Consider the following 19,461-nt stretch of genomic DNA (forward strand, 5'->3'; position numbering starts at 1 on the left):
AACTTATTATGTGCGGCGAGGAATTGCAAGATTATTTAAATCAGGTGCTGGCTTATTTATTAAAAAATGGTGTGAATAGACAAGACGCCGAAGATATTACGCAAGAAGTAGCATTAAAATATTTAGAAAAACAAGAAATGGTCGATCCTGAAAAAATAAAAGCTTGGATGTTTCGCGTCGCATTAAATAAACGGTGTGATTTAGGAAGGCGTAAAATAGTGAAAGACCGCTATACGTCTTCTTACAAAGAAGAACCCGTTATGTATACGCCTATTCAGCAGGTGCTCAGAAATGAAGAAGCGGCTGAATGTCAGGCGATTTTAAATCAATTGAATCCTAAGTATCGCAATTTGCTTCTATTAAAATACGGATTAGGGTTTAAATATGAAGAAATTGCCGAGTTATTAAATATGCAGATGACTACGTTAAAATCAGCTCTTTACCGCGCGCGCAAGTACTTTGTAAAGGGGTATAATGAAGTCATTTAATATAAATGAAACAGCAGCAGTTTGTGAAAAAGCACTTTTTACACAAACTACTGCTGTTTTTTTCGTATTTTTCTTCTTTGGACGGCATAGATAATCAAACTGATCGCACAAAAAGCTAAAGTGATCTCAATCACATCAGTATAAGAAGATGTCGTATTAAAAAAGGAACCGAAAATAAATAAAGCGAGCGTCCAAATAAAACCGAAGGAAAATGAGACTTTAATATAATGCCGATGCTTCATTCCGCTTGCTCCGAGAAAAAAAGGCATCACATGTCGCATTCCTGGTAAAAAGTAGCTTGCGATGATGGCGTGAGATCCATATTCTTGAATCGTTCGCTCAACTTTCATGACATTCTTTTCCCATCGCGGGCGTTTTAATAGCGCAAGCGCCTGAGCTGAAAAAAGACTGGCTATCAAAAACTTAAGATACAAGCTAATCATCATGCCGCTGTAGGTAAGTATAAAAGCTGGAATATACTGAACGGATGGAGACGTAGCCTGGCTGCCTGCAAGCATAATATATACCGGGTCAGGAATAGGAGTAAGGTTGGCTCCGACTAAAATGATAAAAAAGAAATATCCGTAGCCTAATTGGTTAATGGCTCCGATAAGCTGATCAATCACGTTTTCTTCCTCCTTTCTTCATTAGAATACGAGAGAGTGACACACAGTGTTCGCTCAAAATAAAAATAAAGTATAGGTGCGCACAATTTAGGAAAAAAGAGTTATAATAAATAAGAATGTACGTTCTTCTTTCGGGGATTAATTATACAGAAAGAGGTGATAGTATGAAAATGATGTACCCTAAAAACGGCAAAGTTATTCTTCATATTGATGCCAATGCTTTTTATGCATCTGTTGAAACCGCACATGATCATACGCTCAAAGATAAGCCTCTTGCTATTGCTGGCAATCCAAAGGAACGAAGAGGAATTGTTGTAACCTGTAACTATATTGCTCGTAAACGCGGAGTATATGCGCCTATGCCTCTTTGGGAAGCGAAAAGAAAATGCCCCGAGCTGGTTGTTATAAAACCTAATTTTCCATTATATCGCCAAATGTCCAAAAACATGTTTGATTATTTAGTAACCATTTCACCTCTTTTAGAGCCCGCTTCAATTGATGAAGGCTATTTGGATATTACAAACTGTGCTGAATTAGGCTCTCCTCTTGACATAGCAAAGTCCATTCAGCAGCATTTAATACAGACGCTGCAAATTCCTGTGTCAATTGGAATCGCGCCGAATAAATTTTTAGCCAAAACGGCAAGTGATATGCAAAAACCTTTAGGGATTACCGTCCTTCGAAAAAGAGATGTCCAAACAGTTCTTTGGCCAAAAGCCGTAGAGGAAATGCACGGAATCGGTACAAAAACAGCTGAGAAGCTAAATGCGATTAAGATCGTGACCATCGGTGATCTAGCAAAAGCCGCTCCCGGTCTTCTTAAACAAACTCTCGGAATAAAAGGAGAAGTTATGAAAGAACGAGCATGGGGCCAAGATGATCGACAGGTGAACCCTGATCGCCAATCACAGTTTAAATCTATTGGAAACTCTACGACGCTATCTCAAAATGCAGTAGATGAACATGAAGTTCTCCCTATTTTAAATAAACTATCGCATTCTGTAAGCTCTCGTATGAAAGCGAAAAAAGTTGTAAGCAAAACGATTCAACTAACGATACGATACAGTGATTTTAAAACCATTACTCGAAGCCAAACTATTTCAAAAGCAATTAGCGAGCCAAATGATCTTTTTCATTACAGTGCGGTATTATTTCAAAAGCATTGGAACGGAGAACCAATTCGTTTATTAGGCGTAGCTGCTCTTCAAGTGAGCCACCATGTTCAGGAAGAAGAACAGTTAGATTTGTTTACATATGGAGAGCAAGCAAAAAAAGAGCCTTTATACAAAGCGGTCGAAAGTTTGCGTGAAAAATATGGAGATAACATTATTCAAAGCGGTTTAAAAAAACAAAGAGGAAAAAAAGAGAGGTAACTCTCTTTTTTTGTATAAAATAATAGGTTTACACTCATTATAGAAGGGGAAGTACATTACTATCACGGTAATCAAAGTGATTACAAAATGAATTTGATTGCGACTTTTTTGATTGTCTGCAATGAAATTACATAAAATAATCTATGAGGTGATCTTATGTCAGACGTACTATTTACATCTAAAGCAACAGCGGTAGGAGGCCGAGATGGTCGAGTCAAATCAGATGATGGTATTATTGATTTAACCCTTGTAAATCCTTCTCCAAATAACAAAGAAGAAGGAACAAATCCCGAGCAGCTGTTTGCAGCAGGATATTCTGCTTGTTTTGACGGTGCTTTAAATTTAATTGCTAAGAAACAAAAAAAAGACATTGATTCGTCTATTACTGCAGAGGTAAGTCTACTAAAAGACCACACTGATGATGGCTTTAAAATTGGAGTGGTGTTAAACGCTCATATTAAAGGCGTTTCACAAGAAGTAGCTGAGAAGCTAGTAGAAGATGCACATCAATTCTGCCCGTATTCTAAAGCAACGCGTGGAAATGTTAACGTAACGTTAAATACAACGGCTGAGTAAATAAAAAACGCCTGGATTTCTCTTGAATCCAGGCGTTTTTTTTATGTGCAATTTTATATGGTCTATTTTTGATTGTACGTATGCAGTGATTGCAATAACTCCTGCAGCGTTTCTTTCAGCTTTTCTAATTCTCTCTGTGACTTATTCGTCATACTAAAAACTTCTTCTGGAATATGACAAGCTTTATCACGTAATTTTTTTCCTTTTTCGGTTAAACTAATAAAAACAACGCGTTCATCTTCATGAGAACGCTGACGAATCACTAATTCTTGATCCTGCATTCTTTTTAGCATAGGAGTAAGGGTGCCTGAATCCAAATACAGAAGTTCGCCCATTTTTTTCACGCTGAGTGTTTCATGTTCCCATAAAACAAGAAGGGCTAAATACTGCGGATAGGTTACTCCTAATTTATCGAGCAGCGGCTTGTAAACCTTTGTAATTTCTCGAGACGTGGCGTAAATTGAGAAACAAAGCTGATTTTCCAGCTGCAGCTGCTTATAAAGTTGTTCCATTGATGTTGCCTCCAGTCTATTGCTTTTTATTCAATTATACACAATTAAATAGTGGTGTCCAATAACGCCGGATGAAAAAGTAATCAAGCTGTAAATAAAAAATGGGAATTTTACATATACTAAGAAAAAAAGGGAGCTGTGTACATGTATTTTGCAAAAAAAGCCGTAGAAGAAGAAGTAGATCAAATGATGGATACGACTGTATATGCGTGTCAATCTAAATCATGTAATGGGTGGATGAGAGAAGATTTTGTTACAGTTGATTATAACTGTCCGATGTGCGGAACAGAAATGTCGCAGGAAGTACGCGAGCTGCCGAAAATTAAGTACGATCATCAATTTTATAATAAATAAAAAAAGAAGCAACTGCTTCTTTTTTTATTTTTCACTAAAATTTCATTAAGCTGCGCTAGACTAAGAACCAACATACGATGAAGGTGGGGAATATCAGAATGAATCAAGGGAACTTTTTGAAAGGTTTATTTTGGGGAACCTTATTTAGTATTCCTATTTGGATTTCATTGTTTGGCTGGTTCCGCATTTTATCACATCTTGCATAGTTTCGTTTTATAAACCGTCATACGCGCCCTTATCTTTCTATTTCCGCTATAATAAAGGTGATAGAAAAAATAAGGAGCTGTTCTCATGATTCAATATAAAACGGAGCAAATGACGGTTTTTGAAAGCGCGCTATTTCAAACAACATCTGCAGTAATCGAAACAAAAGACTGTGTCATTGTTGTTGATCCAACATGGCTTCCTCACGAAATTAATGAAATTAAGCAGCATGTTCAAGAGATCTTAAATCATCGCAAACTGTATGTGTTTTTTACTCACGGAGATTTTGATCACGTCATTGGGTATGGCGCTTTCTTAGAATTAAATGCCACCTTTATCGGCAGCAAATTTTTAGAACATCACCCGGACAAAGAAGAGAAAGTTCAAATGGTTAAGCAGTTTGATCATGACTATTATATAAAAAGATCTCATGATATTATATTCCCAGAGTTAGATATTGTTGTAACCGAAAATGAACAGCATATTACTTTAGGTGAAACATCCATTACCTGTTATTTTGCAAAAGGTCATACAAACGATGGCCTTTTTATGATTGTCGATGATTCGATATGGATTGCAGGGGATTATTTATCGGATTTTGAATATCCGTACATATATGAAAGTGTAAATGATTACCGCGACACGCTTGCCACTGCGCGACACATTTTAGCTAAGCACCAAAATCTAACGCTAGTTCCCGGGCACGGGAAAACGACACATCACCGAGTTGAAATTCAAAGACGGGTGGAGATGGCCAGCTCTTATTTAGATGAACTGCAAGCGGCAGTGAAAGAAAACAATAAAGAAGCGCTCGATAAGCTAAATGATAAACTGGCGTTTCCCTCTGATTTCACGGCACAATGTCATCAGAAAAACGTTGAAATTATGAAAAGAGAATTGCTGTTATAGAAATCGAGTGTACAGTCATCCCGTCGATATTAAAAGTAAGAAACCGCATCTTCTGTTGGAGATGCGGTTTCTTACTTTCCTTTATTTATCAATTAAATGAAACTTTTTCCTTTTCTGTCCGTTTATATAAATAAGAAATTATTTTATTTATAAAGGAGTATGACAATGGGGAAAAACGGTTGTGTAAAATGCGGACATACAGAAGCAAAAACAAAAGAAATTGCTACAACGGGAACGGGACTGTCTAGATATTTAGACGTTCAGCACAATCACTTTACAGTGGTATATTGCACGAACTGCGGATATTCAGAGCTATATAATAAATCATCTTCAAGAGGCAGCAATATTATTGACTTATTTTTTGGAGGATAAAGATGAGTATCGACCTTATTGAAATCCACAAAGACAGGCGCGCTTCCTATTTGAACCTGCTATTAATAGGGGATGAAGACGAAAAAATGGTGAAGTCGTATATAAATGAAGGTTCCTTATTTACCATTGTGTATGAAAAGAAGGAGATAGGAGTTGTGCAGTGCCTCATCGATGAAGAGGAATCGGCAGTAGAAGTAAAGAATATTGGTTTAAAAAAAGCATACAGAGGAAAAGGAATCGGCAGCAAAGTTATTAAAAAGTTAGAAGCATTGTATGAGTGTAACCATTATTCTAAAATGATTGTAGGAACAGCGGACTCCAGTCTTGAAAACATAGCATTTTATAAAAAGGCAGGCTTTTATCAAAGTGGTGTCAAAAAGAATTTCTTTTTGCAGTACGTTCCACCCATTTACGAGAATGGCTTGCAAGCTATCGATATGGTTATGTTTGAAAAAAAATTAAAAAGCAGAAGCGACTAACACGCTTCTGCTTTTAGTGATTAATCTAAAATTTGAAGTTTTACCGTTTTGCGTCCCCAATTTAAAGCTGAGCTCTGAGATGCCATAAATAAATCAACGCGAGTACCTTTAATGGCACCACCAGTATCTCCAGCAATTGCTTCTCCGTAACCTTCTACGTATACGCGAGAACCTAATGGAATCACGCGAGGATCCACTGCAATTACTTTTCGATTAGGATTTGACCTTAGGTCGATGCCTGTAGCAGTGATTCCACTGCAGCCCGCACAGTAAGCAGTATAAGCTGTTGCTTCAACCGTAATCTCTTTTGAAACCGACTTGCTTTCTTGCGCTGGAGCAGGTGCCGGCGTTGAAGTTGACGGTACTGAAGTTGACGGTGTTGATGGTTTCGCCTGAGCTGCAGCTTGTCCGCCTACTTGTAGCACTTGATTAATGTAAATCGTATTAGACGATAAGTTATTCCACTGTTTTAATTGAGAAATTGAAATGCCGTGGCGCTGTGCTACGCTCCACATTGTATCTCCAGGCTGAACTTTGTAACTTTTACTGTTGCTGGGAGCCGGGGATGCTGGCGTTTCGTTTGTTTTTTCTTGTACAGGTGCTGAAGGTGATGATGAAACAGTTCCTGTTCCGCTTATTTTTAGTACTTGATTCACATAAATTAAATGACTAGATAAGTTATTCCACTCTTTTAGCTGCTGTACAGAAGTACCGTTGTTTTTAGCGATACGATAAAGCGTGTCGCCTGATTTTACTGTATATGTATGATTTGAAGATGTCGTAGTTGGAGTTGAACTAGATGGAGAGTCAGTAGATGTAGATCCAATTTGTAATGTTTGGTTTGCATAAATTAATGTGGAAGAAAGACCGTTCCACTTTTTTAAGTCTTCAACTGTTACATTATGCTGCTGTGAGATGCTGAATAACGTTTCTCCAGCTTTTACTTTATGCGTGTCTGTGTCAGCTGATGCTGCGTCTGCAATTCCAATTGATACTAAAGCTGTAGCCCCTAATGTAAAAATGTGTTTTTTCATCTAATATTTCTCCTTTATTTCCAATAGTTGTCTCTTATTCTATCAGCAATATGTAACAAACTCATGACAAAATGGTAGGTTTTATATTACAAGTTTGTAACAATGCGTCTAAAAATATAGAAAAAACGCAGTTTTTTTACGATTATGATGAAAAAAGTCTTAATTTGTCTGGAGAGATAGACTAGTAAAAAAGGTGTTCTCCTTTTATAAAAATGAAGAAGAAAGAAGCTATGCTATATTCAAATGACGTGATAGAATAGACAAGTTAGAAATGAACGGATAAAAAGGGAGTTAGACATCTATGGAAAAACGCTCTATCTCTTCATATTTAAAAGCATGGGTGCGCGCACTTTCGATTGAGATTAATTATATGAAGAAACACGGCGGAGAAAAGTATACGGTAGGAAAAGGAGAGTACTTAGGGCAGCAGGGAGATGCGTATCTTTACCGGTTTGAACGCACAGCCGATTTATACCTTTTTGATGGAGCTCAGGTACGCCTTATCCACCAGCATAAAGAAAGTAAAGGAGAAGTTATCGGAACAGAAGGATTTGATTTGTACCTTAAAATAGATGCGTTTATTGGACAAGAAGTAGACGAACTCGATATATATAACGAACCATGGGAATTATTGCAGGCTCTCATTGATAGACTTACGGAAGCAAAAGATTACAAGCAAAAAATAGTAAGAATCAAACGTCTTATGAGAGGCGATAGTCCTGTTCGTCATAAGGAGTATACGTCTAAGAACGCTCTTCATGAAGTGTTGCTGCGAGCGCGTTATAACCGTACTACGTATATTTGGGGTCCTCCTGGAACTGGAAAAACATATACGCTATCCAAAATCGCGGCAAGCTATTACCGGAAATCAAAGCGGATCCTTTTATTATCTCACAGTAATGCAGCGGTGGACGGTTTGCTGCAAGAAACTGCGCGTCAGTTAAAAAAGAAAGAAGCTTGGAAAAAAGGAAAACTCATTCGATACGGAGCAACAAAAAGCAGCGGCTTAGAAAATATAAAAGTAGAAGAAGTCATTGGAGAAGATGATCCGGATTTAGCTCAGGAGATGCGTGATCTACAAGAAGAACGAGTTTACTTAAGCAGGTATCCCAATAGAGCTCACCAGCTTCAGCAAGTTAACAAAAAGCTAAACGCCCTTCGTAACAAGTGGATTGAAGCGGAGAAAAATGTTTTTGATCAAGCGTATATTGTAGGCACTACTTTATCAAAAGCGGCTATTGACCGATTACTTTATCAAAGTGAATTTGATATGGTTGTGGTAGATGAAATTAGCATGGCATATGCACCGCAAATTGCTTTTGCAGCTACGTTAGGAAAACGAATTGTCGTATGCGGCGATTTTAAACAGCTTCCCCCGGTATCTCAATCTTCTCATGCTGAAGTGAAGAAGTGGCTGCAGCGAGATTTATTTGAGCAGACGGGTCTTGTAGAGCAAGTAGAAAGCGGTGAGATACACCCGCACCTTTTTATGCTGACGAAGCAAAGAAGAATGCATAAAGATATCTCAGCTTTTACAAATCGCTATATTTACGGCAATCGAGTAGCAGATCATCCATCTGTCACAACAAGTCGAGAAGTGGTAGCAGGCAGCCGGCCGTTTGCTCATGAAGCAGCGTTTATGCTTAACATTGGTCATTTGCATTCTTCCGCTATGCGAGATGTCGCTTCCGGCTCACGTTACAATGTGATAACGGCTGTTTTGGCGGTAAGTTTGATGCTGCGGGCACGCAAAGCTTCTTCAGCTACTCTTGGCTATGTAACTCCTTATAAGTCCCAAGCTAAATTGATCAACGCATTTCTTCAAGATATTGAACCAGCTAGCGGTATAATTGCAGCAACCGTACACAAATTTCAAGGCGCGGAACGAGATATCATGATTTTTGATACGGTCGATACAAAGCCGCAGTCAAAACCAGGGTTACTTTTAACAAATGAAAATAGCGATCGATTGGTAAATGTGGCGGTGACGCGTTCAAAAGGAAAATTTATTATGCTTTCAGACGAGTCGTTTGCCCAGCAGCGTGTACCAAAGGAGCGAGCGTTATGGAAGTTGGTCAACCACTTTAACGAAAATCAAAAAGTATACCAACCTCAGCAGTTTTTAAAAGAAGTCATTCAGCATCCTAAATTGATTTGGTACCATCCATCGAACAGCAATCAGTTAAAAAAAGACTTATATCAAGCTCGGCAGCAGATTTTGTTGTGTATTCCTTATGCTTCCCTCGTTCCTCAAGAAATACGGGGTGTGTTAAATTCGTTTAAAGGTGAAGTGACCGTTCTTACTCGTGAACCAACAGAAGTTCGAATTGACGGCGCTCATGTCATTTCATCTGCTGTTCCGATGTCACTGCTTATCATCGATGAATCCACTATATGGATCAATATGCCTTACGGCGGAAAGAATGAAGCATTTATGGCAGCTAGAATTGAATCAAAGCTAGGCGCTAAACAGCTTATTCGGTCAATTGACTTTACCGAAGATAAAACAAGAAATCAAGAAACGAAAATGTATATAGAAACAAATAAACCACAATATTCTTTGAACAATTACCTTCGCAGCTGGGATCGCTGTGAATCTTGTCAGCATATGCGAGAAGTAGAGATAACAAAAAAAGGAAAAGTAAGGTTTATTTGCTATTATTGCGGGAAAACAAGTGGGGCAACACGTTTATTAGTGGAAAAATATTTAAACTACGTACATGCTGTATGTAAAGCATGCAAGCAGCCAATGAACGTAGAGTATGATGAAAATAAAGGCGTCTACGCATGTTGTCCATCGTGCAAAAAGGAAGTTTTGCCTAGAGATTTATTGTAACTTTAGGAAAAGGGCGTGATCTTATCGTTTATTCTCGTAATATAGCGGCTTTAGCTGATTGTTTGCTAGAAGGAAACGTTCAAAAAAGCTGGCTGCTCATTGCTATATATATAGAAGAAGGCCATTCTTCAACTGACGTATACACGTTTCTGACAGAAGCAATGTACGAGATAGGGAAAAGGTGGCAAGAAAATAAAATTTCAGTCGCGGACGAGCATCTGGCTACTGCAACCTGTGACTATGTGTTAACTCGCTTTCAGCTGTCACAGCATCAATTGCTTCAGCGCCATCGAGCACTTCTTTTTTGCATTGAAGGAGAAGAGCATTACTTAGGTATTAAAATGATTGCAGGACTTATGAGAGAACAGGGATGGGAAGTTAAAAATTTAGGAGCAAACTTGCCGCTGCCGTTTGCTCTAAAAAGCATTGAAAGATGGGACCCTGATGTAGTGTGCTTATCTGTCTCACAAGTGCATTTGCTGCCTGATTTACAAAAATACATTGCTGAGATTGAAAACATGCCGCAAAGTCCTCTTGTATTAGTGGGCAGCAGGCTTCTCAACAAGCACGATTTGTCGGCTTCAGGATCTTCAAGAACCATATTCATTAATCATATTCAAGCTTTTAAAGACTGGCTTCTAATCAACAATAAAGAAAGTTCGACGCAAGATAAAATGTTAGCAATGGGGGAAGAAATATGATCAGTTTGCCGATTCAACACATTCCGGTTCCAATGTTTTTACTCAATAAAGACAACGAAATAATTGAATTTACACCAAGCGTCACGAAAAATTTCCCGCCTGTTCAGAACTTTTTAGATCTAGTTGATGAAGACAGCCAAGAAAAAGTAAAAAGAGCACTCCAGGGAAAGGAAGAAGTGCAAATCGAAGTAAATATGCGCACGTTTTCTAACCCGGTTGCTCTTTTTGATTTTCATTTTAAGCCTGAAGCCTATCATTCGCTGCACGCTGTTTTCTGCTATCCTATTCATGAGCATATGACGAGTGTTCAATCAACTCTTCAACAGTTTCGCTCTATGCTTATGCAAGACTCATCACAAGTGAACCAAGATTTTTCAGTCAGGGAAACAGATGTAGAAACGGCGAAAAAAATGCAGCTAGTTGATCTTCAGCGTCATTTTCGAGAAATGAAAACAAATGTGCTAACCATTCAAGACCTCCTAAGTATTATCCGCTCCGACGTAATTGAAGCAGGAAAAGGAGAATATATTGAATTGGTCTCTACACATTTGTTTGACATCCAAGATGTAATTAATCAGGAGCTTGAATGTTTAAGGCAGAAGAACAAAGTACATTAAGAAAGCGGCAATCGGATTTCTACCGTTGTTCCTTTTCCTTCTTCACTATCATACGAAATGCTTCCTTTATGATTACTAATGATTTTGTGACTCACCATCAATCCTAATCCTGTTCCTTTTTCTTTTGTTGTATAGAAAGGCTCGCTAATTCGTGTTAATCGATCTTTCGGCATGCCTTTTCCTTCATCTATCACTTGGACGACTACTTGATTTGTATCTGGATCAAATTTAGATACCACCAGAATAGACCCGGGGTCATCCATCGCTTCAATAGAATTTTTCACCATGTTGATAAATACTTGTTTCATATCTTTTTCAATACAATGAACAACAGGTAATTTTTCTTCAAAATCTGTTGAAATAGTAATGTTTTTAAGAATGGCCTGTGTATGCAGCAGCGTACATACGTCTTGAAGAATTAAATTTATCTGTTTATTTTCATATTTTACGACTTCGGGTTTGGCTAGAATGAGCAGTTCGCTAATGATCAGTTCTAAGCGGTTAAACTCGGACATCATGACATCCATATATTCTTTTTTATACGTTTCTTCTTGCATCATAAGCTGTAAAAAGCCCTTTAATGATGTAAGAGGGTTTCGTATTTCATGGGCAATGCCAGCAGCCAGCTGTCCAAGTGCTGACAGCATCTCTGAATTTTTGAGCATCATTTCCGACTGTTTGCGCTGTGAAATGTCTTCGCTTAACCCAATGTAATGGATGATTTCATCCTGATCATTTTTAACAGGCATTAAGGCTAACTGTTCCCAAACGGTTTCTCCGCCTTCTTGAACGTAGGAAATTTCTCCGTTCCATTTTTCTCCTCTGTATACTTCATTCCAAATCTTAGGGAATCTTTTAACCCCCAGATTTTTTGTATATAAGTCATAAAGGTGTAAACCAAATACTTCCTGCGGCGCATGCTTTTGTTCCATGAACTTTTGATTAATGTACTTAATTTTACCTTGATGATCGGTAATAAAAATGCCCGTAGGACTGTGAGCAACTGCAAATGATGTAATAGCCAATTCTTCATTTGACCGTTTAATTTCTGTAATATTAATAAACGTAATAACTACACCGTTAATTAAATTCTCATTTGTACGATAAGGCATCATTTTCATGCTGTACCATTGGTTATCGTAGCTTTGAATTTCTTTTTGAAGGGTGTTATTTGTTCTTAAAACGTGCATTGCGTCCTCGATTAGATGGTCATATCTAAAGTTATGCGAAATATGAAAGAAAGGTCTTCCGATATCTTGATGAAGAACGTTGATCACTGTTTTCGTTTCCGGCGTAAATAATTTAATATTCAGCTGCTCGTCTAAAAAGATGGTAGCAATAGTTGTGCTGATTAATAAATTATCGATATCGTTGTTTAAGTCCGTTAATTCTTCAATCTTTCGCTCGTACTGGTTGTTAACACTAATTAACTCTTCATTAACAGACTGCAATTCTTCATTTGTCGACTGCAGCTCTTCGTTGGAAGCAATCAGTTCTTCGTTCGTGGACTTTAGCTCCTCATTTGCTGTTTCTAGCTCTTCAATCGTCGTTTGCAAATGCTGCTGCGTATAATGAAGCTCTTGCTCTAAATCTACTACAAGCTCACTAATAGAGCTTGTTTGATTAAGAAACATGGGCTCTCCCTTATCAATAATGGCACTATCTGTCTGTTCATCAAACATAAGTAAGTAAAGAGAGTGATTTGTTGGAAGAGCAGATATCGTAATATTAAAGCGGCGCTGCACGTTGTTTATGACAAACTCAATGTGCTGACAGCATACGCTCATACCTTGCTCTTTTACGCGTTTAATAGCTGCTCCAATGGCTAAAGAGACGTGAACAGGAACCATTTTGAAAATTGTATAATTAATTTTCCCTACAGGAACGTTAATAAGCTGAGTCGCTTCTTTTGAACAAAATATCACTTCGTTGTATTCATTTAATACGAGACAAGGGCTCATAAAGTGATCAATCATTGACTGATACATCTCATCTAATTTAAGCGAAGGAAGAGGCTTATAAAGTTGACTTGGCAGCGGCACGCTAGAAAAATCACCTTCATGCAAGTTGGATTTTGAAAGATTAAAAGCTCCCGTAATTTGTCGGCTGGGCTGTCCGGAACGCTTAAATATTTTCCACTTACTGTTGATAGGGCGGAACAAATCAGACAAGTTTCCCGTTGTTTCGCTAGGGCCTAAAAAAAGTACGCCTTCTTCTGTCAAAGAAAAATGAAAAAGAGACAGAATGCGCTGCTGCAGTTCAGCTTGGAAGTAAATCATCATATTTCGACAGCTAATTAAATCAACGTTTACAAAAGGCGAGTCTTTTCCTATATTATGGGGGGCAAAAACAATCATTTTGCGGATTGTTTTTTTAACTTGATAACTCCCGTGTTTTGTTTGCTCAAAATATTCATTAATCTGAGCTGCTGAGAAGGAATGAACTTCCGCTTCTTCATAAATACCTTGACTAGCTCTTTTGATTGCATGACGATCGATGTCCGTAGCAAAGATTCGGACATCGAAATAACGGTTGATTGTTGATAAATAGTCATGAAGCAAAATAGCTAATGTATATGCTTCTTGACCAGTAGAACAACCTGCTACCCAGATGCGGATTTCATCTTCTTGACTATGAATCTTTCTTTCAACTAATTGAGGGATGACTTGTTCTTCAATAATAGAGAATGCTTCTTTATCTCTAAGAAATTGTGTCACTCCAATCAGCAAGTCTCGCTGCAGTTCGACGATTTCTTCGGCTTCTTTACATAAATAGTCCCGGTATTCTTCCATCGTTTGAGAGGGCGGATCGAGTAAAGCCATTCTCTTTTCAAGTCGTCGCAGCACCGTGTTTTTTTTGTACATAGAGAAGTCGATGCCTGTTTTCTTCTTTATTAATGAATAAATGTATTGCAGCGTTTCTTCATTATATGTAAATTCAGTTTGGCTGACATGCGTTTGCACAAGGTCAGGCATATCAGCAGGAGAAAGAATATAATCAGCAAGGTGTGCATCAATAGCGCTTAGGGGCATATCTCTGTACTTTGCTGTGCTTTCATCTTGTACAAGTACAGTTCCGCCATACTCTCGTATCGTTTTTGCTCCTCCTGTTCCATCATTTCCTTTTCCCGATAAAATAATGGCTGTGCACCGGTGTTTTTTTGCAGCAGCCAGAGAATGAAAAAAGGCGTCAATCGGATACTTTACCTGATCATTTTCTTCATAAGGACGAAGGCGAAGAGTATGATCAACAACGGTCACATAATGATGGGGAGGATTTAAATAAATTGTGTCTTCTTGTAAAGTCATCCCGTCTTGTGTCAGTTTGATATTCATTCCTGTTTTTTTTGCTAAAAGTTCTGGCATAAAGCTTTTATATTTAGAGGAAAGGTGCTGCACAATAATAAACGCCATTCCATTTGGTGAAGGCATATTAGCGAAAAACTGCTCAATAGCTTCTAACCCTCCGGCAGAAGCGCCAATTCCCACAACGTGTAAATCCTGTTTCTCTATTCCTTCTGTAGACGATGGAACTGTAGAAAACGAGTTGTTCTTCATAATAGAACCTCCAATAATGTTTAGACACTTCGTAGATTGTATGTCGTTTTGTCTATTTTAATGTCGACAGCACAGCGTGGTTTACATCAAAAGTAAATTTTTTTAAAAAAACCAAGATGCTGGTACATAGGTTCATTTTAGCAAACCTATTATATTGTTCAAATAACGTTTTCAAAATTCCTTTATTTTTTGCAAAAAAATTTAAAAGTCCAAACTATATAATATGCCCCGATTTTCTTTATATAAACGTATTTTTATAAAAAAAATCGTTTTTTTTTGCAGAAAAAAATATTTAAAAAAGTTTTGTTTACGCTTACATATGCATAAGGTTATACGCTCAAGGAGGAAAAAAACGGTTAAATCCAACTTGACACTCTTTTTCAGCATGTTACTATAGGAACCGTTGAAAGAAACGAGAACAAAAATACGAACAAATGACAGGGGAGATTTGATGGATCAAAAACAAAAAGTTGCTTTTTTAGGTGCTGGATCAATGGCTGAAGCGATGATTTCCGGTATGGTCAATGCAAAGAAATTACCTGCTGAAAATATTATCGTAACAAATCGAAGCAATGATGCGCGACTGCATGAACTTGAAAATAGATATGGTATCACAGCAGTAAAGCGCAGCGAGCTGAAAACAGATGACATTGATGTTTTTATTCTAGCGATGAAGCCAAAAGGCGCTGAAGAGGCATTAAACGAATTAAAGCCTCAAATCAACAAAGACCAGCTTGTCCTATCTGTTCTTGCAGGGATTTCGTCTTCTTACATGGAAGAGTTATTGCATGATGAACAGCAGGTCATTCGAGTGATGCCGAATACATCAAGTATGATTCAGCAATCAGCAACGGCTATATCTCCAGGTCAATATGCTGCAATGGATGCTGTGCTAACAGCAAAAGAGCTGCTTTCTGCAATCGGAAAAGTATACGTGATTGATGAGCCACAAATGGACATTTTCACAGGAATTGCCGGAAGTGGACCCGCTTATTTTTATTTCCTTATGGAGCATATCGAAAAAGCAGCTAAAGAAGAAGGTCTCGATCCTGAGCTAGCACGTGAAATTGGCGCCCAAACCATTTACGGTGCAGCAAGAATGATGATGGAAAGAGATGAAACGCCGACGGAGCTTCGTGAAAATGTGACGTCTCCAAACGGTACAACAGCAGCTGGTTTAGACGCCTTAGCTAAACACGGCGGCGGAGAAGCAATGATGCAAGCAGTCAAAGGAGCATCAAAGCGTTCAAAAGAAATGAGTGCTCAACTACAAAAAGTGGCAAGTACTAATTAATTCGTCACTTATCTTCTTCGTGAATTCCTCACCACAAAAAAATAATCATAAACAAGAAAACATACAGAACACACTAGGAGTGATTTGATGAGTCCCGACAATAAGAAGCGGGTTGTAATTAAAATTGGAAGTAGTTCATTAACAAGTTCACACGGCGAAATCAGCAGACGGAAGCTCGAGCGCCTTGTGGATCAAGTCGTAGACTTAAAAGATAGCGGTCATGAAGTGCTGTTGGTTTCATCAGGAGCTGTAGCTGCAGGGTACCGCAAGCTTGGCTGCTTAGAGCGACCTAGCTCTTTACCTGAAAAACAAGCAGCTGCCTCAATCGGTCAAGGACTGTTAATGGAAGCTTATTCAGAACTGTTTCTATCACATGGATACGTTGCTTCTCAAATCTTAATTACAAGAGACGATTTTTCAGACGAAAATCGTTACAACAATGCACGAAATACAATTAACGTGCTGTTAGAACGCGGCATTGTGCCAATTGTCAATGAAAACGACACGGTAACCATCAATCGATTAAAATTTGGCGATAATGATACACTTTCAGCTAAAGTTGCTGGACTAGTGGATTCCGACCTGCTTATTATTTTATCGGATATCGATGGCTTATACAGCGCGGACCCTCGCCAGGATCCAAATGCAAAATTAGTTCCTCACGTAGGGGAAATCACGCAAGAAATCGAAGAATCTGCAGGAGATTCAGGAAGTTCAGTTGGAACAGGCGGTATGCGCTCGAAAATTGACGCGTTCAAAATCGCTATGGCGTCAGGAATTCCAGCATTTTTAGGAAGAGCCGGCGTGCCAAACATTTTAACACAAGCGGTTGACGGAGATGCAACAGGAACGTATTTTGAATCTGAAGATGATTCTGCGAACCTTAATCAGAAAAAGCAGTGGATTGCGTTTAACTCTGGTCCTGAAGGGGAAATAGTAGTCGAAGATGCCGCGAAACGTGCAATTATTGAAGATAAAGAGCCTTTACTTCGCGAGCATGTTAAATATATTAAAGGCCACTTTAGTGAACGAGCAGTTGTACGTATTCTAGATAAAGACGAAAATGAGCTGGCTCTTGGCGTGACAAATTATTCATCTGATGAACTTGCACTGAATGAGCCAATTGATCAACCGATTGTAGACAGCGAGGGTCTAGTGTGTCACTTAGAAATTCCAGTACCGGTCGGTTTGTAAGCAAACATGCTGTAAAGAAAAGGAGCCCTTCCTTTTCTTTGCATGATTGCATTTACCTCTTATGCCTCACACTTTAAAATCAAACAAAACTAAAACGAATCCAGGAGTGATTTGGTGTTACAAACAAATGAAAAGTATTCAGTAGAAGAACAAGCTATTTCAGCAAAAAAAGCAGCTAAGAAATTAAGTTTACTAACAACAGAACAAAAAAATGATGCGCTGTTAACGATTGCCTCTACACTTGAAAACAACACGGAGTATATTTTAAAAGCAAATGAAGTAGACTTAAAAAACGGTAAAGAAAAAGGGTTTGACGAAGCGCTGATGGATCGCCTTGCTCTTTCAGCGGAACGTGTAAAAGAATTTGCTAACGGCCTTCGTGAAGTTGCTGAGCTAGACGATCCAACAGGAGATATCTTATCAAGCTGGACATTGGATAACGGTCTAGATGTAAAGCAAGTACGTGTGCCTCTTGGCGTTATCGGAATGATTTATGAAGCACGTCCAAACGTCACGGTAGATGCAACAGGGCTAGCGTTGAAATCTGGAAATGCCATTGTGTTAAAAGGCGGCTCTTCAGCTATTTCATCTAACCAAGCTATCGTGGACATTATTCATAAAGCTCTTGATGAAACGCCAATTCCTAAAGAAGCGGTACAGTTTATTTCAAGTACAGATCGTGCGGCTACGCAAGAATTATTTACAATGAAAGAGCATATTGACGTGCTAATTCCGCGCGGAGGGGCTTCATTGATTCAAGCGGTGGTCAATAACGCAACGGTTCCCGTGTTAGAAACGGGAGTCGGAAACTGCCATATTTATATCGATGAACAAGCTGACGTTAAGAAGGCCATTCCGATTCTGATTAATGCAAAAACAGATCGACCAGCGGTGTGTAACGCAGCAGAAACGGTTCTTGTACACAAGAACTGGCTCGATTCTCATAAAGAAGAATTGATTCAAGCATTCAATGATCATAATATTGAAGTATATGGTGACAAAGCGACAGTAGGTGAAATTCCTGGAGCAAAACCAGCGGCTGAAAAAGACTGGGCTGAAGAGTATTTGCGCTTAGCAATCGCAATGAAAGTAGTAGAGAGTGTGGATGAAGCGATTGACCATATCGAAACATATGGAACAAAACACTCTGAAGCCATCATTTCAGAAGATGAACAAGCCGTTTCACGCTTCATGTCTTTAGTGGATGCAGCGGCACTGTATCATAATGCATCTACGCGTTTTACTGACGGAGGAGCTTTAGGATTTGGAGCTGAAATTGGGATCTCAACTCAAAAGCTTCATGCACGCGGTCCAATGGGACTTCCTGCGCTTACGACAATTAAATACATTATGAGTGGAAACGGACAAACTCGATAAGAAAAAAAGCGAGCCTAATCATGTGCTCGCTTTTTTTTATGAAAAGCAAAATAAGTAAATGGAAGCTGATTTGTAAAAAAATATAAACTCTGTTATAATAGTAAAATATATAATTTTTGTGATCTTCATTTTTGTTCTTTTCAGACTATCCCGTTGTTTTAAGAAAAGCAACTGCTATCTGCTTTGTTATAACTTCATTTTTATTTTAGTCTTTCAAGACGCCGTATGTATTCCTCAAAGATTGATTTACGGATGTATAGTATCACTTTATCTTGCACCATTTACCACATTTACACGCTAAGTTAATCTTCATTTATTATCCACTTAAAAAGTACTGTTTAAAGGAGACGATGTGTATGTATAATCGTAAAAATTTAGAGCCGGCTGTTATTGAAGAAACAAAAGTTTGGGAATGTACATCAGATACGTGTAATTGCTGGGTTCGAGATAACTTTAAAAGCGGAGATCAGCCAACTTGTCCAATTTGCAAAAGCGAAATGAAGCAAGCTGTAAAAGAACTGCAGGTTATTCATAATCCTAGAGTCATTGATTAATAACTTTTAGGAAGACGTTTTTTGAAAGGGGTTTGTGGATGTTTCTAGGAATTGATCATGTTCAGCTTCTTGGTCCAGAAGGATGCGAGCAAGAAGCAAGAAATTTTTATGAAAATCTTTTAGGAATGAAAACTGTTCTTAAGCCGGAAAATTTAAGGCACAGAGGCGGCATATGGTTTCAATGTGGAACTCAAGAAGTGCATATCAGTATTCAAGATGACTACATACCTGCTAAAAAAGCGCATCCAGCTTTTGTCGTGGAAGATATCAAGACGCTTAGACGTAAGTTGGCACATTCGGGCTGCGTTCTTTCTGAAGAAGAGCCTATTGCAGGGAGAGAGCGTTTTTTTGTCCACGACCCGTTCGGAAATCGATTAGAATTTTTACAATATGACAAATAAAAG

General features: G+C 38.5%; 19 protein-coding genes. 15 read left to right on the top strand and 4 right to left on the bottom strand.

The window, feature by feature from the left end; genetic code table 11:
* Window positions 1-8 precede the first annotated feature (8 nt).
* Complete coding sequence (locus tag MKY06_RS11640) at window positions 9-488, top strand: RNA polymerase sigma factor (protein ID WP_028413409.1); 480 nt, start codon at window positions 9-11, stop codon at window positions 486-488.
* 47 nt (window positions 489-535) lie between these two features.
* Here MKY06_RS11640 and MKY06_RS11645 read toward each other — a convergent pair whose 3' ends face one another.
* Window positions 536-1,114, bottom strand: a complete 579-nt coding sequence (locus MKY06_RS11645) for a DedA family protein (RefSeq protein ID WP_013056973.1) — start codon at window positions 1,112-1,114, stop codon at window positions 536-538.
* Between the two features lie 164 nt (window positions 1,115-1,278).
* Here MKY06_RS11645 and MKY06_RS11650 point away from each other — a divergent pair, with 164 nt between their 5' ends.
* Window positions 1,279-2,487 carry a DNA polymerase IV gene (locus MKY06_RS11650; RefSeq protein WP_098277850.1) on the top strand — a complete coding sequence of 403 codons (1,209 nt, stop codon included), beginning with the start codon at window positions 1,279-1,281 and terminating at the stop codon, window positions 2,485-2,487.
* Between the two features lie 156 nt (window positions 2,488-2,643).
* Window positions 2,644-3,063, top strand: a complete 420-nt coding sequence (locus MKY06_RS11655; RefSeq protein WP_013056975.1) for an organic hydroperoxide resistance protein — start codon at window positions 2,644-2,646, stop codon at window positions 3,061-3,063.
* Window positions 3,064-3,125: 62 nt separating this feature from the next.
* On the opposite strand, the gene MKY06_RS11660 is transcribed toward MKY06_RS11655, so the two are convergent.
* Window positions 3,126-3,575 (bottom strand): MarR family winged helix-turn-helix transcriptional regulator, encoded by a 450-nt coding sequence (locus tag MKY06_RS11660; protein WP_013056976.1) that lies wholly within the window; start codon window positions 3,573-3,575, stop codon window positions 3,126-3,128.
* A 144-nt stretch (window positions 3,576-3,719) separates the two neighbouring features.
* Between MKY06_RS11660 and MKY06_RS11665 the strand changes: the two genes are divergently transcribed.
* The 4 genes from MKY06_RS11665 (at window position 3,720) to MKY06_RS11680 (ending at window position 5,893) form a co-directional block, all read left to right on the top strand.
* Window positions 3,720-3,929: a cold-inducible protein YdjO-related protein gene (locus MKY06_RS11665; protein WP_340960725.1), complete on the top strand. Its 210-nt coding sequence runs from the start codon at window positions 3,720-3,722 to the stop codon at window positions 3,927-3,929.
* A 291-nt stretch (window positions 3,930-4,220) separates the two neighbouring features.
* Complete coding sequence (locus tag MKY06_RS11670) at window positions 4,221-5,042, top strand: MBL fold metallo-hydrolase (RefSeq protein ID WP_098322405.1); 822 nt, start codon at window positions 4,221-4,223, stop codon at window positions 5,040-5,042.
* Between the two features lie 165 nt (window positions 5,043-5,207).
* A complete protein-coding gene (locus tag MKY06_RS11675) occupies window positions 5,208-5,414 on the top strand; it encodes a zinc ribbon domain-containing protein (RefSeq protein ID WP_098277852.1) in 207 nt (68 codons plus the stop codon).
* Window positions 5,415-5,416: 2 nt separating this feature from the next.
* Window positions 5,417-5,893 carry a GNAT family N-acetyltransferase gene (locus tag MKY06_RS11680; protein ID WP_098757262.1) on the top strand — a complete coding sequence of 159 codons (477 nt, stop codon included), beginning with the start codon at window positions 5,417-5,419 and terminating at the stop codon, window positions 5,891-5,893.
* A 20-nt stretch (window positions 5,894-5,913) separates the two neighbouring features.
* Here MKY06_RS11680 and MKY06_RS11685 read toward each other — a convergent pair whose 3' ends face one another.
* Complete coding sequence (locus MKY06_RS11685) at window positions 5,914-6,927, bottom strand: LysM peptidoglycan-binding and 3D domain-containing protein (RefSeq protein ID WP_078081827.1); 1,014 nt, start codon at window positions 6,925-6,927, stop codon at window positions 5,914-5,916.
* Window positions 6,928-7,228: 301 nt separating this feature from the next.
* On the opposite strand from MKY06_RS11685, the gene MKY06_RS11690 reads away from it, so the two are divergent.
* From MKY06_RS11690 to MKY06_RS11700, 3 genes are read left to right on the top strand one after another with little or no spacing between them, the layout of a single operon-like run.
* The gene (locus MKY06_RS11690) at window positions 7,229-9,763 is read left to right on the top strand and encodes an AAA domain-containing protein (RefSeq protein WP_098757263.1); all 2,535 of its coding nucleotides are present in this window, start codon (window positions 7,229-7,231) and stop codon (window positions 9,761-9,763) included.
* Window positions 9,764-9,804: 41 nt separating this feature from the next.
* Complete coding sequence (locus MKY06_RS11695; protein ID WP_255260868.1) at window positions 9,805-10,464, top strand: cobalamin B12-binding domain-containing protein; 660 nt, start codon at window positions 9,805-9,807, stop codon at window positions 10,462-10,464.
* On the top strand, window positions 10,461-11,081 hold the full coding sequence (locus tag MKY06_RS11700) for a hypothetical protein (protein ID WP_013056985.1): 621 nt from the start codon (window positions 10,461-10,463) through the stop codon (window positions 11,079-11,081). Before MKY06_RS11695 ends, MKY06_RS11700 begins: the two co-directional genes overlap by 4 nt.
* On the opposite strand, the gene MKY06_RS11705 is transcribed toward MKY06_RS11700, so the two are convergent.
* Window positions 11,078-14,638: a CheR family methyltransferase gene (locus MKY06_RS11705; RefSeq protein WP_098804706.1), complete on the bottom strand. Its 3,561-nt coding sequence runs from the start codon at window positions 14,636-14,638 to the stop codon at window positions 11,078-11,080. The genes MKY06_RS11700 and MKY06_RS11705 overlap by 4 nt on opposite strands.
* 451 nt (window positions 14,639-15,089) lie before the next feature.
* Between MKY06_RS11705 and proC the strand changes: the two genes are divergently transcribed.
* The 5 genes from proC to MKY06_RS11730 all read left to right on the top strand — a co-directional run bounded on the left by proC (window position 15,090) and on the right by MKY06_RS11730 (window position 19,458).
* Window positions 15,090-15,932, top strand: coding sequence for a pyrroline-5-carboxylate reductase (gene proC / locus MKY06_RS11710; protein ID WP_013056987.1), 843 nt, complete (start codon window positions 15,090-15,092; stop codon window positions 15,930-15,932).
* An 87-nt stretch (window positions 15,933-16,019) separates the two neighbouring features.
* Entirely contained in the window at window positions 16,020-17,126 is a 1,107-nt protein-coding gene (proB, locus tag MKY06_RS11715; RefSeq protein WP_013056988.1) for a glutamate 5-kinase, read from the top strand.
* 114 nt (window positions 17,127-17,240) lie between these two features.
* Window positions 17,241-18,503: a glutamate-5-semialdehyde dehydrogenase gene (locus MKY06_RS11720; protein WP_029321683.1), complete on the top strand. Its 1,263-nt coding sequence runs from the start codon at window positions 17,241-17,243 to the stop codon at window positions 18,501-18,503.
* Window positions 18,504-18,859: 356 nt separating this feature from the next.
* Window positions 18,860-19,057 carry a cold-shock protein gene (locus MKY06_RS11725; protein ID WP_013056990.1) on the top strand — a complete coding sequence of 66 codons (198 nt, stop codon included), beginning with the start codon at window positions 18,860-18,862 and terminating at the stop codon, window positions 19,055-19,057.
* 38 nt (window positions 19,058-19,095) lie between these two features.
* The gene (locus MKY06_RS11730) at window positions 19,096-19,458 is read left to right on the top strand and encodes a VOC family protein (RefSeq protein ID WP_013056991.1); all 363 of its coding nucleotides are present in this window, start codon (window positions 19,096-19,098) and stop codon (window positions 19,456-19,458) included.
* Window positions 19,459-19,461: the final 3 nt, after the last annotated feature.

The organism is Priestia sp. FSL P4-0332 (assembly GCF_038005845.1).
Taxonomy (GTDB): domain Bacteria; phylum Bacillota; class Bacilli; order Bacillales; family Bacillaceae_H; genus Priestia.

Coding starts and splice junctions, on each gene's coding strand:
- MKY06_RS11700 (WP_013056985.1), top strand. CDS start 10,461: ATGATCAGTTTGCCGATTCAACACATTCCGGTTCCAATGTTTTTACTC.
- MKY06_RS11640 (WP_028413409.1), top strand. CDS start 9: ATGTGCGGCGAGGAATTGCAAGATTATTTAAATCAGGTGCTGGCTTAT.
- MKY06_RS11690 (WP_098757263.1), top strand. CDS start 7,229: ATGGAAAAACGCTCTATCTCTTCATATTTAAAAGCATGGGTGCGCGCA.
- MKY06_RS11705 (WP_098804706.1), bottom strand. CDS start 14,638: ATGAAGAACAACTCGTTTTCTACAGTTCCATCGTCTACAGAAGGAATA.
- MKY06_RS11655 (WP_013056975.1), top strand. CDS start 2,644: ATGTCAGACGTACTATTTACATCTAAAGCAACAGCGGTAGGAGGCCGA.
- MKY06_RS11680 (WP_098757262.1), top strand. CDS start 5,417: ATGAGTATCGACCTTATTGAAATCCACAAAGACAGGCGCGCTTCCTAT.
- MKY06_RS11675 (WP_098277852.1), top strand. CDS start 5,208: ATGGGGAAAAACGGTTGTGTAAAATGCGGACATACAGAAGCAAAAACA.
- MKY06_RS11725 (WP_013056990.1), top strand. CDS start 18,860: ATGTATAATCGTAAAAATTTAGAGCCGGCTGTTATTGAAGAAACAAAA.
- MKY06_RS11730 (WP_013056991.1), top strand. CDS start 19,096: ATGTTTCTAGGAATTGATCATGTTCAGCTTCTTGGTCCAGAAGGATGC.
- MKY06_RS11650 (WP_098277850.1), top strand. CDS start 1,279: ATGAAAATGATGTACCCTAAAAACGGCAAAGTTATTCTTCATATTGAT.
- proB (WP_013056988.1), top strand. CDS start 16,020: ATGAGTCCCGACAATAAGAAGCGGGTTGTAATTAAAATTGGAAGTAGT.
- MKY06_RS11660 (WP_013056976.1), bottom strand. CDS start 3,575: ATGGAACAACTTTATAAGCAGCTGCAGCTGGAAAATCAGCTTTGTTTC.
- MKY06_RS11665 (WP_340960725.1), top strand. CDS start 3,720: ATGTATTTTGCAAAAAAAGCCGTAGAAGAAGAAGTAGATCAAATGATG.
- MKY06_RS11670 (WP_098322405.1), top strand. CDS start 4,221: ATGATTCAATATAAAACGGAGCAAATGACGGTTTTTGAAAGCGCGCTA.
- MKY06_RS11685 (WP_078081827.1), bottom strand. CDS start 6,927: ATGAAAAAACACATTTTTACATTAGGGGCTACAGCTTTAGTATCAATT.
- proC (WP_013056987.1), top strand. CDS start 15,090: ATGGATCAAAAACAAAAAGTTGCTTTTTTAGGTGCTGGATCAATGGCT.